Raw genomic sequence first — 12,875 nt, 5'->3', positions numbered from 1 at the left:
TTCAATCTGAGCCAGGATCAAACTCTTTCGTTTAATCTCTGTGCTAATTTGTACAACTTGGCTTACTTTTGAAATGGTTTTAACGCCATTCCTACATCACTTCAAACCTGAAGAATTTACATTCAACAGATCATTTTGAGAGTGTAAGCACTTGTTTGACTGGCAAACCAAGCACTCACACTCATCGGCTGTATTTTGTTAAAGATCAGTGGCTTAGACACCGAAACTTGCTGGAAAACTGCTTGTTTCGTTTGCTGTGTCAGCAGCAGAGAGGCCGAAATATACGGCACAGCCCGAGGTGCGTCAACACCTGAATGCAAATATAACTGAAATAGCTTGATAAGTTATTGATTTAAATCAATTCTAAAATCGAACCTCAATCCCAACTAGCCATTCTGTCAGTTTTATCTAAACTGAAAAACGGCCTAATTTTGGAGCGCATCATGCTCAAACCCCTGCAAGAATGGATTTGCGACACCTGCGGCAAGACAATTCACTCTGCCGAAGACGGTTACGTCATCTGGCGGCACGATATTGATCAACGTGATTTTGATTTCAAGATCATTCACAAGTTCGTTTGCGAGCCACCGTCCTTTCCTTCTTCAGTGCCGCTCACTGAATTTCTCGGCAGTAAAGGCAGCACTTATCTATTGTCGTTTATTAGTTTGGGCAAAATCAAAGCGCGTGGCCGCTACCGCAATTATTGTCATGTGCTCGATTTTGATGAATACGTTGACCTCTATCGCCGCGTACAAATCCCGTATTACGAGGAAGCGCGCACCAAGTTTAATAAACCTGCGCTACTGGCCGAATTGGAAGACGCCAGCGAATTGCACCCTTATCAAGAAGAAGTCCTCAAGCAAATCATCGAAAAATACTAATCCGCTAATTTTCACCAGCCCATCCGCCGCGCCATGCCAAAATGGGCGGCTTTTATTGAATGTATATATACACATGCCCAACATCCACTACCGCCCTGCCACCATGACCGATTTGCACGCGATCTGCTATTTGGGTAACGAGGTGAATCGTCTGCATCAGCAAGTGTGGCCGAATTTGTTTGCTGAAGTCAGCGAGCTGGAACGCGATGCGGCGCACTGGCGCTATGCGATAGGGAATGCGGGCTGCTTTGTGGCGAGTAATGAAGATGGCGTGATTGGCTTTGTGACCGGGCAAATCTGTCGGGATGAATCACCGATGCTGGTAAATTTTAACTTTTGCCGAATTGGCACGATCTGCGTGGCAACGGCATATCGCGGGCTAGGCATTGGTAAACAGTTGATGCTCAACATTGAGCGCTGGGCGCAAGCTGAGAACGCCAGCGAAGTTAGGCTGAATGTTTTTAGCTTTAATCAGGCCGCCATACAGCTCTATCAAGAACTGGGATTTGATATTCGCTCGATGGCAATGGCTAAACCGCTTACTACAAGTGCCGAATTAGCGATACAGTAGGTATTACCCTACAAGCTTTATTTAATGAAGCACACATAAAAATACCCCGAAAAATCGGGGTATTTTGCATTCCAAACAAGCTGCGGACTTAAGCAGTCACACCACGGCGGCGGAACAGCGGCAAAGGCTGAGCGACGCTAGATTGATATTGCTCGGTAAAGTCATCCAGGCCTTTCGCGGCTTCAACAATGTCTTTATCGCTACGCACGTCAAACGCGGTAAAGCCGCAACGCGCTAGATAATTAATCGTATCTTTAAATACATCGCCGACGGCGCGTAATTCACCCGTGAAGCCATGACGCTCGCGCAGCAAACGGCCAATCGAGAAGCCACGACCATCGGTGAACGCAGGGAAATCACAAGCAATCATCGCGAACGTATTCGCGTCGACTGGCAAGCTTTCTGGCTCGTCATCTGGCGCAAAGCACACAGCCACTTCACGACCAGCCAACTCGGCCTGATTACTCAACCAGTATTGATATGGAACCAGCACTGCGCCTTCGCTAGGGACAGATACCACGCCCTCTTCATTCGCCACAACGCGAATCCAGCGATTATCAACGACTTCACGATTGATGATGACTTTAGACATTTGCTGGCTCCTTCTTCGCTGGTTTTTCGCCGTACACGCCCACTTTAAATGGCTCGATACCGACGCGATCAAATACATCGATGAATTTCTCATCTGCCAAACGATTGGCGACGAACACATTAATGATTTTTTCCATCACTTCGGGCATTTGATCTTGTGCGAACGACGGGCCGATCACTTTAGCCAAGCTGGCTTGGCGGCCTTGGCGACCACCCAGCGACACTTGATACCATTCCGAGCCGTTTTTATCGACGCCCAAAATGCCGATATTGCCGACGTGATGGTGACCACAGGCATTCATACAGCCCGACATATTCAGATCAATCTCGCCCAAATCAAACAGATAGTCGAGATTATCAAAGCGCTCTTGAATTGCCAGTGCGATTGGGATCGATTTGGCATTCGCTAATGAGCAGAAATCACCGCCTGGGCAGCAAATCACGTCGGTCAACAACCCGATATTCGGCGTCGCAAAACCAATCGCTTTCGCCGCTTCCCATAGTGTAAACAGCTCGCTTTGTTTCACATCGGCCAAAATCAGATTTTGTTCGTGCGACACGCGGAGTTCGCCAAAACTGTATTGATCGGCCAAATCGGCTACCGCATCCAACTGCGCCGAGCTGGCATCGCCTGGCGCAACGCCAGTTGGCTTCAAGCTAAACGTCACCGCCGCATAACCTGGCTGTTTGTGACCGAAGACATTGCGCGACACCCAACGTGCGAACGCTGGATTTTCTGCTTTCAGACGCGTGAACTCAGCATCATCGCCCGCAAAGCTTTCGTAGGCTGGCACGGTGAAGAATTTGTGATTGCGCAGGATTTCGTCTTGCGTCAACGTCATTGGGCCATTTTTAGTAAACGCCCACTCTTGATCGACTTTCGCGCCAAATGCTTCTGGCGTCATTGCTTTAACGAGGATTTTAATCCGCGCTTTATATTTATTATCGCGGCGACCGTAGCGGTTATACACACGCAACACGGCATCCAAGTACGACAGCAAATGTTCTTGCTCAAGGAAAGGCTTAATCAAGCTACCAACAATCGGTGTACGGCCCAAACCACCACCGACATACACTTCAAAACCCACCACACCAGCTTCGTTTTTGACGACGTTGATACCAATATCGTGCACCAGAATCGCCGCGCGATCTTGCTCCGAGCCATTCACGGCGATTTTAAATTTACGCGGTAAATGCGCAAATTCAGGATGGAAAGTCGACCATTGACGGATAATTTCGCACCACGGACGCGGATCGATCAATTCATCATGCGCTACGCCAGCAAACTGATCCGATGTCGTATTACGGATGCAATTGCCCGAAGTTTGAATCGCGTGCATTTGCACACTAGCAAGTTCAGCCAAAATATCCGGCACGTTTTCTAATAACGGCCAGTTATATTGAATATTTTGACGCGTCGTAAAGTGAGCATAGTCTTTGTCGTATTTACGCGCGATTTCGCCGAGTTTACGCATTTGACGGCTAGTCAAATGGCCATACGGAATCGCCACGCGCAGCATAGGCGCATGACGCTGAATATATAAGCCATTTTGCAAACGCAGTGGACGGAACTCTTCATCCGTGAGTTCACCGGCTAAATAGCGTTTAGTTTGATCGCGATACTGCGCTACGCGCTGGTCCACAATCTGCTGGTCGTACTCGTCGTAAATATACATCGTTCAGTGATTCCGTAATGACGGCAAAATATGGCCGTAATGATACCAGCCTGCCCTTATATTCTGAATGATTGTTTTTGTCTAAGATCGAACTTTTTGGGAATAAACGCAGCTCAGCCTCTAACAAACAAGCATTTTTGTACTTCCACCGCAACGGATGAAAACCCTTAGGCTTTACGTCATTGTAATGACATCGCTGCGGGTTTAAGCTTGCAAGCTTTCTGCCATCAAAAAGAGCCGCCCACTATGAGCAGCCGCCAAGCGATTCGTCGTCTCGATTATACCCCCCCTAGCTATTTGATTGACCGCGTTGATTTAACTTTCGAGCTGAGCGATACCCATGCCAAAGTCATCTCTCGCTTGATTATTAAACGTAATATTGGGGTGAGTAGCGATACGCCGCTGGTCTTGCATGGCGAAGAACTCACACTAGAAAGCATCAAACTCGATGGCACGCCGCTCACCAGCGCGCACTACGTCATTGATGATTCGACGCTAACGATTGCGTCTATGCCCGATGATGGCATTTTGGAAATCACCACCCGTCTATTGCCCGCAGAAAATACCAGTTTGATGGGTTTGTATCAGTCCAACGGCAATTTCTTTACCCAATGCGAGGCCGAAGGCTTTCGCAAAATCACCTATTACCTCGATCGCCCCGATGTGATGGCCAAATTCACGACGACGATTATTGCGGATAAAACCAAGTTTCCGGTGTTGCTCTCTAACGGCAATCGCGTCGGCTCGGGCCAGTTGGACAAAAATCGCCATTGGGTGAAATGGGTCGATCCGTTTAAGAAACCAGCGTATTTATTCGCCTTGGTCGCCGGTAAATTGGTCGTGTTGGCCGGAACGCACACCACGCCTTCCAAGCGCTGCATCAATATCGAGATTTATGTCGAGCCGGGCAATCTGGATAAATGCCATCACGCACTCGCCGCCGCGCAAAAAGCGATGGCCTGGGACGAGGAACGTTTTGGGCTGGAATACGATTTAGATACTTATATGATCGTCGCGGTCAGCGACTTTAATATGGGCGCGATGGAAAACAAGGGCCTGAATATTTTCAATACCAAGTTCGTGCTCGCCAAGCCCGACACCGCCACAGATGTGGATTTTGACGGCATTGATTCGGTCGTCGCGCATGAATATTTCCACAACTGGACGGGCAATCGCGTGACCTGTCGCGACTGGTTTCAGCTCTCACTCAAAGAAGGCCTGACCGTCTATCGCGATCAGGAATTCTCTAGCGACATCGGCTCGCGCGCTGTGCAACGCATTTCCAATGTGCGCGCGCTACGCGAAACGCAATTTGCCGAAGACGCTGGCCCGCAAGCGCATCCGATTCGCCCTGATGAATATTTGGAAATTAATAATTTCTATACGTGGACGATTTACGAAAAAGGCAGCGAAGTTGTACGCATGTACGCTACTTTGCTCGGTACGGACGGTTTCCGCGCAGGCATGGATTTGTACTTTAAGCGCCACGACGGCCAAGCCGTCACCTGCGACGATTTCCGCGCCGCGATGGCGGATGCGAACGGAACAAACCTTGATCAATTCGAGCGTTGGTACAGCCAAGCAGGTACGCCGGTATTGAGCGCTAAGGCAGAGTACAACGAGGCTGCACAGACATACACCCTGTCTGTTACGCAAAGCTGCGCGGCAACGCCTGGCCAAGCTGAAAAACTACCGTTCCATCTGCCGTTTGCCATCGGCCTGATTGATAGACGTGGGCAAGATTTACCCTTGCAACTCGCGGGTGAAATCGCGGCAAAAGGTTCTACTCGCGTATTAGAAATTACCAACACCACGCAAACCTTCACGTTTATCAACGTGCCCTGCCCGCCTGTGCCGTCCTTGCTGCGCGATTTCTCCGCGCCCGTCGTGCTGGATTTTGCGTATAGCGACGATGAGCTGGTGTTTTTGATGGCCAATGACAGCGACGCGTTTGCGCGCTGGGAAGCAGCCAATACCTTTGCGCTGCAACTATTAAAAAATCAATACGCCGCCGCAGGTCGTGGCGAAACCTTGGCCGCGCCAGCTGCGTTTATCGCCGCCTACCAAAAACTACTCACGAGCGACAAACTCGACCCCGCGCTGGTCGCGCTAATGCTGGAATTACCGCGCGAAAATTACTTGCTGGAGCAGCTCAGCGACGTTGATCCAGTTCGTTTATACGAAGTCTGCCGCGCGCTCAAACAACAAATCGCCCGCGAATTACGCCAAGAACTCCTCGCCGTCTATCAACGCCTGAACGACGGCGCGCCGTATGCGTATGACGGCGAACAAGTCGCGCGCCGCAGCTTAAAAAATATTTGTCTGGATTATCTGGCGGAACTGGATGAGTCGATGATTAGCTCGCTGATCGCGAAACAATATCAGCGCGCTGACAATATGACCGACCGCTTGGCGGCGCTCAAAGCGCTGGTCAACCGCGATGGTGGCGAAGCCCAACTCGCCGACTTTGCCGCGCAATGGCAATCTGACGCGCTAGTGATGGACAAATGGTTCACACTGCAAGCCACCAGCCGCCGCCCTGGCGCACTAAGCCGTGTGCAACAATTACTAGAGCATCCCGCATTTTCGATCAAAAACCCGAACAAAGTGCGCTCACTCATTACCGCATTCTGCCTCGCCAACCCACCGCATTTCCACGCTGCGGATGGCTACGGCTACGCCTTCGCCGCCGACCACATCATTGCGCTCGACGCCATCAACCCCCAAATCGCAGCGCGCCTCGCCAGCAGCTTTAACCGCTGGACGAAAGTCGACGCAGGACGGCGTGAGTTGATGAAACAAGAGCTGGAACGGATTCGCGGGACAGAAGGATTGTCTAGCGATACGTTTGAGATTGTGACGAAGGCGTTGGGGTAAAGTGGCGGATTCACCAAATAAATTAATAAGATAGGATTTAATATGCGCATAGATCATGAGTGTTTAAAATCAATTTTAACAATTTTTATAAACTCAGAACAATCTGAAATAGGAATTAATGAAATTGCTAGCGATGAATCTCTAAAAAAATTCACTGCGGAACAATTAAAATTTCATCTTCAAAGGATGGTTGACTCAAGATGGATTATCACGTCATCAAGCAGTAAAAATATTTGCGACGTCGATCATGATAGAGAAATAAACTTTACGCCAATAGAATATCGAACAACAGATCAAGCTGAGCAATATTTTGAAGCGTCAACCAAACCTATTCTATGGTCTAAAATTAAGGACTTAGCTCCAGTAACGTTGGGTACTGCGCTGCAAGTATCACAAGAACTTATGGTTGAATGGATCAAAATTAAAATTGGTTTGAACGGGCAATAATTTAGAAAATCATTCCAACATCATACGATGTTGGAGTGATTTATTATTTATTATTACATGTCACTTTGCTTGGCTTCCGCATCTTTTAGTTTAGCAGCTTCGCTTTTTTTACTGTCGGTTAACATTAGAACACCGCCCCAGCCATCAAACAAAAGTGATAAATCCCCTTTTTGCCAATAATACTGATTTATATGCGGTTTTTCTTGATAGGCTTTCCCAAATTTAAGCGTCAACGCATTTTTTACATCAATATTTTCATTCCGTCCTTTTCTTGCGAAAAATGCCATTACAGAAATAACTTCATTATCATACAACGTCAGAAGCATATCCTTTACTTCTGCTCCTGCATAAGTGGTCGCAGGCAAAAAACAGCTAAGTTTTACCCCTCGTTTAATCTGCCTCACTGTTTCAGGAGGACATGATTCCATTGCTGTCCCAACAGTGTAATTTTTAATAGAAAAAGCTTCTGGTTCCTCAGAAAATACAGGCACAGAAGATAATGCTGCTATAGCAATAATCAGAGCTTTCAAAACAACCCCCTTGTAGAAAATATCACGTCCAAAATGCCCACCACATACACCGCTCAGACAGTTTAAACTCCAACAAACGAACTGTAGCTCGCAAGTCGTCGATGTGAGCCTCTTTGTAGCTAAGCCTGTCTCGCAATCCTTCATTTTCAGCCTGTAACTCGTAAACCGCAATCCCATAAACGGATCGCTTTCGGTGCGCAAATCCCTGCGGGACTTTCACACCCTACAACACCAATGTATCTACCTGCAGCCATTATTTATCAAAGCTTAGCTGGCAATACATCGAAATAATTTCTTGATCATTGAGCTGGGGCTTAAAAATCCCTTGTATCAAGCCGAGCGAAGGAAAAGCGGGGCGGGGTTTTTGCGATCAATGTTTGAGCGAGGCCGATGCTTTTGTTGTTGAGGCCGAACGAGTTTTGAGCGCAACCGCCTCGATTGTCCGCAGCGAGGGAATCCGACGAAGTCGGACGCAGATGCAGGGTCGCCTTTCTTTTGCCTACTTTTCTTTGGCGAAGCAAAGAAAAGTAGGTGCCGCGCGGCATTAGCGCCGATCCCGATTTAAAAGATCATTGCTGTAACAGAATAAAAAAATGCCAAGTCGGATAACGCCTTTGGCTCATCTGACCGACACAAACCATAAATCACGAGTCGAAACGGTACCATTCGCATAGCTTTTGATACTCGATATCAAGCCATAACTGCCAAATCGGTGCAATTCGCATAGCTTTTGACACCCTACATATCGATGTATCTACCTGTAGCCATTATTGACCAATGCTTAGATAGCAATACATCAACAAAGCCAATTGGCAGTTGACTTAAAATCGATTCGTCGATAAAAAGCAGATCGGGCAATCAATTGAAAATTTTGATTAAAGTTTGAGAGCAAGGATATTTGTATGAGCATGACCGATGATGAATTTTACGCCTTTATGGATAGCACCTTTGCCGAGCTGGAGCAAAAGCAAGTTGCATTAAGCGAAAGCTATGGTCTGGGCAATGGCGCGGGCCGTTGGTGGTTTGAGCAAACCACAGGGAAACTGCAATTTTTCGACGCCGCCGACAACTTAGAAGCCGAAGCCGACGTGATCGACATCGGTAGCTACTCACCAAAAGCAAACACGTGGAAATGGGCGTGGAGCAATGAAACCGTCTTGCCCGCACTGCGCGAGCGCGCTGCCAAACTCAAAGAGCTTGAAGCACTGACGGGCATTGCACTATTTGGCTTGGATCATGTGTTTGAAATTGGCGATGAAGCGATGGCATGGGAACTGACCGCCATCGCAGTGCATTTCCTCGGTGCATTGGGCTGCTACAAAGCGCCAGCGTCCACGGAAAATGGGCCAGTGACATTTTTAGCGATTATGGCGATCGACCAACGCAGCTAATCCAGCTTATTTTTAAGTGGCTGCGCCGCGAGGATTTAGCGCGATACAACTCGTATCGCGTTACTGCTTAAACGGGCTCAAATTTCGATATGGCGCAGCGAGTGGATCGCCGATAAATACGCCTTGCGCGGGCCAGGCTACGCTTTTCCAGTATGCTTCAACCGCTGTTGCACCGAACAAATAATGCCCGAGCAAAACTTGCGGGTGCGGGAATTTTTGCGGGTGGCTGTAAGGCTCACTCACCGTGCCGTAGCTCGCCGTTGCGCCACTTTCCAGCCATTTCATACTGCTCATTTGGCTGCTATCGGTGAGCATACCGCCGAACGAGGTTAAATGATCGGCCAGCGCACCGGGCACAAAGCGCAGCGTTTCTAAGTCGGCCACACTCGCCAATCCCGTTTGATAAACCAAAATATCGCTTTTATCCTTCAGCGTATTGGCTACGATATTTTCGATTTTAATCGCTGGTTTTTTGACGACTTGGCTCGGAGGAAACAGCACAGCGCGCGAGCTGCGATTTTTATCGCTCGTCGTCAAAAAATAAGCAGTGCCTTTGGGCTGATTACCCCAAGCGGCTACGCCCCGATCAATTAATTTTTTGGCGCTAGGCAAATCTTTCGCCGCCAACATCATGCTCGGGCGGATGCCCAAATCGGTAAAAGGCTGCGTTGTCGTGTGATTAAAATACGGAGATTCCGGCGTAGGTTTGCCCAGATTACTGCACACGCCTTCCACGTAGCCCAGCGTAATGCCATAGGTGATTCCGAGGCAATTCACGCGATATGGCTTGCTCCACGCCAAAGCCAGCGCTTGAATCTGCGGTGAAAAATGCGAGTCGATTTGCGCTTTGACTTGCTCTAACTCACCTTCGGTAATCCAGACTCTATCCGTCGGCAGGCTAATTTCGAGGATTTGCTCTGGTTTTAAATGATGCTGGCTGACGTAATAAGCGGCGATTTCCACGGAGAGCGAATCATTTTTATTCACGACCAAACCAAGCTGCCCTGCACCCAATTGGTAGGCTGGCGCGGCAGGCTTAGCCTGCACCGCAGAAGTCGCTGCGAGCGCAGCAGCATTGAATAACACCAAACCTAAAGCCAGTAAAATTCGCATCGCTCGCACCAAAAACAGCAAAAGCCAATGATAGCGGCAAATGACGCTGTGATAACTATCAGCGCATAAAAAAAGCCACTCCGCAGAGTGACTTTGAATTTAATTCGCCCGATTAACTTGTAGGGTCGGCTTTAGCCGACTGATACGACAAACAGGTCGGCTAAAGCCGACCCTACAGTACAAATATCACCTTAAGTGAACGGCATTACTCCGTAAAATAGCCTTTCATTCAATCAATAGGTATATGAAACTAGCCATTATTTAGCAAAGGCCAGACAGCAATACCCTACTGCACCGATCCTGTTTCTGGGCTACCCGCATACAAGGCACCAATATCAACCGCGTCGAATTCGTATTCTTTGCCACAGAAATCGCACACGATATGCACATTGCCACGCTCGGCAAGGACTTCATCGACTTCATCGCGTTCCATCAATTTAATCATGCCAGCAACGCGGTGGCGCGAGCATGAGCATGCAAAGCGCGGCGTGGTCGGGTCGAACACACGAACGCTGTCTTCGTGGAATAAGCGGTACAGCACTTCACGCGCCGGTAAATCGAGTAATTCTTCTGGCTTCACGGTTTCGGCCAAGGTCACCAAATGCGCGTAGGTTTGCGTTTCGTCGGCCTCAGCGGGCATTTTTTGCAACATCATGCCAGCGGCCATTTTGTTGTCGCTACTCGCCTCGCTGCACGCCAACCAAATCCGCGTTTCCAGTTGCTCGGAGGTGGCCATATAGTGTTCGATAATTTGCGCCACCGATTGCCCGCGCTCCATGCCAACGACGCCTTGATATGCTTCGCCAACGGTAGGATCGAGCGTAATCATAAAGCGGCCACGGCCAAGCAATTCAGCCAGTGACGAGCCTGGACCAAAGGTTTGGATTTTGTCGGCATCCCAACGCGCCGTTGCGCGCATCGTGCGATCCGACGTAAATTCAATAACGATCAATTGCACCGCACCCGTGCCATGCATTTGCATAATCAGCGTGCCGTCAAATTTCAGCATCGCCGACAGCAAGGCGCTCGCCGCCATCAATTCGCCAATAATTCGTTGCAGCACCAGCGGATATTGATGCCGCGCGAGGACTTCTTTATACGTCGCATCCAACTGCACCAACTCGCCACGCACTGGGGCTTTATCAAACAGGAAACGCTCTAAAATATCTTTCATTTTTTACTCTTTGTAATTGTAACCGCCGCTGGCGCAGCGCCAACATAAGCCGCGCTATAACTCGTCATCGGCAAACTGGACGCCACGTCAAACATACAGCCGGTTTCTACGCCAACTTTGGCGATTTCGCTGGAGCTCAACTGATCATAAACCGCGTGCATCGCACCAATCGCATAATCACGGCCACTGCCTATCGCCCAGAAACGCTCAAATTCATACACTTCGCGCAAGCTGTACACGCCAAAAATACCGTGGGCATTCGCGATCAACACTGTCATTTGGCTCGATTCGTAGGCGTCATCTTCTTCCTCTTCCGTTTTAAGGAAAAAGTCGTCTTTCAGTTTGCCGTGGAGTTTCCGGAATGATTCAAAAATGGCGGCACGATTGGAAAAATCAAGCTTTTTGATTTTTTTCAGCGCCGATTGCAAAACCAAATCGTGCGCCGCGCTGCCGCAAATCGCAAAATAGCTATCGCCGTGTTTAAAAATTTTATTCCAACGCGCATCATCCAGCGCGGCAAGGCGAGTATCACCAAACGTCGATTGGCTATCAGCAGCAATGCTAATCACGCCGTCTTTTTTTACGGCAACAATCGTTGTCATAATTTTCCTTTCTTAAATGTATCGCGCAATTGCATTTCAAAGGACGCACCAGATTAAATCGTCATCCCCGAGTGCTGGTATCGGGGATCCAGCGGCGCGGCTAGATTCCCGCCAAAATCACGCGGGAATGACGCAGGCTCATGCTTGTTCCTTCATTAACTCAACTAAGCGAGACAATGCACGGTATACCGTTGCAGCCCTTACTTCTGAACGACCACCAGCAAATACCTGCTTTTCCGTCGTAATGCCATACGGCGTTGCCCAAGCTAGCCAGACGGTGCCGACTGGTTTTTCTGGCGTGCCACCCGTTGGCCCGGCGATGCCGGATACTGCCACAGCCCAACGTGCACACGCACCATCGGCAGCGCCTTGCGCCATCGCGGCGACCACGGGTTCGCTGACCGCACCGAGGCCATCGATAAACGCCATCGGCACATCGAGCATCGCCGCTTTGGCTTGATTAGCGTAAGTAATATAGCCACGATCAAACCACGCGCTTGATCCAGCGATCTCGGTAATCGCACCAGCGATCAAGCCGCCAGTACACGACTCAGCCGTCGTCACCGTCTCGCCACGCGCCAATAGCAATTGCCCCAGCTCAGCAGCCAGCGCATTAATTTCAACACTAAACATTCAAACCCCAAGAACAAAATCGGATCACGAAAAACACGAAAACAAGGCAAAAAAAATCGAAAATCTATTAAATATGAGTTTTCTCGAAACGCTTCTGTCAACTCATAAAACCGCAAACAAAAAGCCGTTTAAGACTTGGTTCAGATTAACTGCCCATTTTCAAAAAACTGTCATTCCAGCGTGTCTTTGGCTGGAATCCAGCGCTACTGCTGGATCCCCGATAAAAGCACTCGGGGATGACGCCTTTGTTGATAGCGCGATTTCGGTAAGTTATTTTTAACCAGACCCTTAAACCATAAAAAGCGACTTGCTTTTGTTCGGCTTTTGTTCGGCCTTGTTCGGCCTTGTTCGGCCTTGTTCGTGCCTTTCGTGATCCAAGGTTTTATCCG

At 48.9% G+C, this 12,875-nt stretch carries 13 protein-coding genes; 5 read left to right on the top strand and 8 right to left on the bottom strand.

Annotated elements, in window-relative coordinates; all coding sequences use genetic code 11:
• The first annotated feature begins 443 nt into the window (after positions 1-443).
• On the top strand, positions 444-881 hold the full coding sequence (locus Q320_RS21720; protein WP_027468437.1) for a hypothetical protein: 438 nt from the start codon (positions 444-446) through the stop codon (positions 879-881).
• Between the two features lie 73 nt (positions 882-954).
• Complete coding sequence (locus Q320_RS21715; protein WP_035852910.1) at positions 955-1,452, top strand: GNAT family N-acetyltransferase; 498 nt, start codon at positions 955-957, stop codon at positions 1,450-1,452.
• Between the two features lie 88 nt (positions 1,453-1,540).
• On the opposite strand, the gene Q320_RS0107120 is transcribed toward Q320_RS21715, so the two are convergent.
• Together Q320_RS0107120 and Q320_RS0107115 are read right to left on the bottom strand one after the other, a co-directional pair.
• Entirely contained in the window at positions 1,541-2,044 is a 504-nt protein-coding gene (locus Q320_RS0107120; RefSeq protein WP_027468435.1) for a DUF934 domain-containing protein, read from the bottom strand.
• Positions 2,037-3,719 (bottom strand): nitrite/sulfite reductase, encoded by a 1,683-nt coding sequence (locus Q320_RS0107115; protein WP_027468434.1) that lies wholly within the window; start codon positions 3,717-3,719, stop codon positions 2,037-2,039. The genes Q320_RS0107120 and Q320_RS0107115 overlap by 8 nt, the downstream gene beginning before the upstream one ends.
• Before the next feature lie 246 nt (positions 3,720-3,965).
• Here Q320_RS0107115 and pepN point away from each other — a divergent pair, with 246 nt between their 5' ends.
• Together pepN and Q320_RS0107105 are read left to right on the top strand one after the other, a co-directional pair.
• Positions 3,966-6,596 (top strand): aminopeptidase N, encoded by a 2,631-nt coding sequence (gene pepN / locus Q320_RS0107110; RefSeq protein WP_027468433.1) that lies wholly within the window; start codon positions 3,966-3,968, stop codon positions 6,594-6,596.
• Between the two features lie 42 nt (positions 6,597-6,638).
• A complete protein-coding gene (locus Q320_RS0107105; protein ID WP_027468432.1) occupies positions 6,639-7,043 on the top strand; it encodes a hypothetical protein in 405 nt (134 codons plus the stop codon).
• 53 nt (positions 7,044-7,096) lie between these two features.
• On the opposite strand, the gene Q320_RS0107100 is transcribed toward Q320_RS0107105, so the two are convergent.
• Entirely contained in the window at positions 7,097-7,573 is a 477-nt protein-coding gene (locus tag Q320_RS0107100) for a hypothetical protein (RefSeq protein ID WP_156939012.1), read from the bottom strand.
• Between the two features lie 314 nt (positions 7,574-7,887).
• Positions 7,888-8,118, bottom strand: a complete 231-nt coding sequence (locus Q320_RS21710; protein WP_169734439.1) for a hypothetical protein — start codon at positions 8,116-8,118, stop codon at positions 7,888-7,890.
• A gap of 357 nt (positions 8,119-8,475) precedes the next feature.
• Between Q320_RS21710 and Q320_RS0107095 the strand changes: the two genes are divergently transcribed.
• Positions 8,476-8,964 carry a DUF6882 domain-containing protein gene (locus Q320_RS0107095; RefSeq protein WP_211251193.1) on the top strand — a complete coding sequence of 163 codons (489 nt, stop codon included), beginning with the start codon at positions 8,476-8,478 and terminating at the stop codon, positions 8,962-8,964.
• Between the two features lie 60 nt (positions 8,965-9,024).
• Here the strand turns inward: Q320_RS0107095 and Q320_RS0107090 are convergent, their stop codons facing one another.
• The 4 genes from Q320_RS0107090 to Q320_RS0107075 form a co-directional block, all read right to left on the bottom strand.
• The gene (locus tag Q320_RS0107090) at positions 9,025-10,077 is read right to left on the bottom strand and encodes a TIGR03790 family protein (RefSeq protein WP_035852905.1); all 1,053 of its coding nucleotides are present in this window, start codon (positions 10,075-10,077) and stop codon (positions 9,025-9,027) included.
• Between the two features lie 286 nt (positions 10,078-10,363).
• Positions 10,364-11,251 (bottom strand): Hsp33 family molecular chaperone HslO, encoded by an 888-nt coding sequence (hslO, locus tag Q320_RS0107085; protein ID WP_027468428.1) that lies wholly within the window; start codon positions 11,249-11,251, stop codon positions 10,364-10,366.
• Positions 11,248-11,853, bottom strand: coding sequence for an MFS transporter (locus Q320_RS0107080; protein WP_027468427.1), 606 nt, complete (start codon positions 11,851-11,853; stop codon positions 11,248-11,250). The genes hslO and Q320_RS0107080 overlap by 4 nt, the downstream gene beginning before the upstream one ends.
• Before the next feature lie 138 nt (positions 11,854-11,991).
• On the bottom strand, positions 11,992-12,486 hold the full coding sequence (locus tag Q320_RS0107075; protein ID WP_027468426.1) for a CinA family protein: 495 nt from the start codon (positions 12,484-12,486) through the stop codon (positions 11,992-11,994).
• Positions 12,487-12,875 lie beyond the last annotated feature (389 nt).

This window comes from Deefgea rivuli DSM 18356 (genome assembly GCF_000620145.1).
GTDB classification, from domain to species: domain Bacteria; phylum Pseudomonadota; class Gammaproteobacteria; order Burkholderiales; family Chitinibacteraceae; genus Deefgea; species Deefgea rivuli.
The sequence above is the reverse complement of the archived record's forward strand: the minus strand, read 5'-3'. Positions and strand labels throughout refer to the sequence as shown.

Excerpts from the sequence above, each read along its gene's own strand:
- Q320_RS0107115 (WP_027468434.1), bottom strand. The coding sequence starts at position 3,719 with ATGTATATTTACGACGAGTACGACCAGCAGATTGTGGACCAGCGCGTA.
- Q320_RS21710 (WP_169734439.1), bottom strand. The coding sequence starts at position 8,118 with ATGCCGCGCGGCACCTACTTTTCTTTGCTTCGCCAAAGAAAAGTAGGC.
- Q320_RS0107080 (WP_027468427.1), bottom strand. The coding sequence starts at position 11,853 with ATGACAACGATTGTTGCCGTAAAAAAAGACGGCGTGATTAGCATTGCT.
- Q320_RS0107095 (WP_211251193.1), top strand. The coding sequence starts at position 8,476 with ATGAGCATGACCGATGATGAATTTTACGCCTTTATGGATAGCACCTTT.
- Q320_RS0107105 (WP_027468432.1), top strand. The coding sequence starts at position 6,639 with ATGCGCATAGATCATGAGTGTTTAAAATCAATTTTAACAATTTTTATA.
- pepN (WP_027468433.1), top strand. The coding sequence starts at position 3,966 with ATGAGCAGCCGCCAAGCGATTCGTCGTCTCGATTATACCCCCCCTAGC.
- Q320_RS0107090 (WP_035852905.1), bottom strand. The coding sequence starts at position 10,077 with ATGCGAATTTTACTGGCTTTAGGTTTGGTGTTATTCAATGCTGCTGCG.
- Q320_RS0107120 (WP_027468435.1), bottom strand. The coding sequence starts at position 2,044 with ATGTCTAAAGTCATCATCAATCGTGAAGTCGTTGATAATCGCTGGATT.
- Q320_RS21720 (WP_027468437.1), top strand. The coding sequence starts at position 444 with ATGCTCAAACCCCTGCAAGAATGGATTTGCGACACCTGCGGCAAGACA.
- Q320_RS0107075 (WP_027468426.1), bottom strand. The coding sequence starts at position 12,486 with ATGTTTAGTGTTGAAATTAATGCGCTGGCTGCTGAGCTGGGGCAATTG.
- Q320_RS21715 (WP_035852910.1), top strand. The coding sequence starts at position 955 with ATGCCCAACATCCACTACCGCCCTGCCACCATGACCGATTTGCACGCG.
- hslO (WP_027468428.1), bottom strand. The coding sequence starts at position 11,251 with ATGAAAGATATTTTAGAGCGTTTCCTGTTTGATAAAGCCCCAGTGCGT.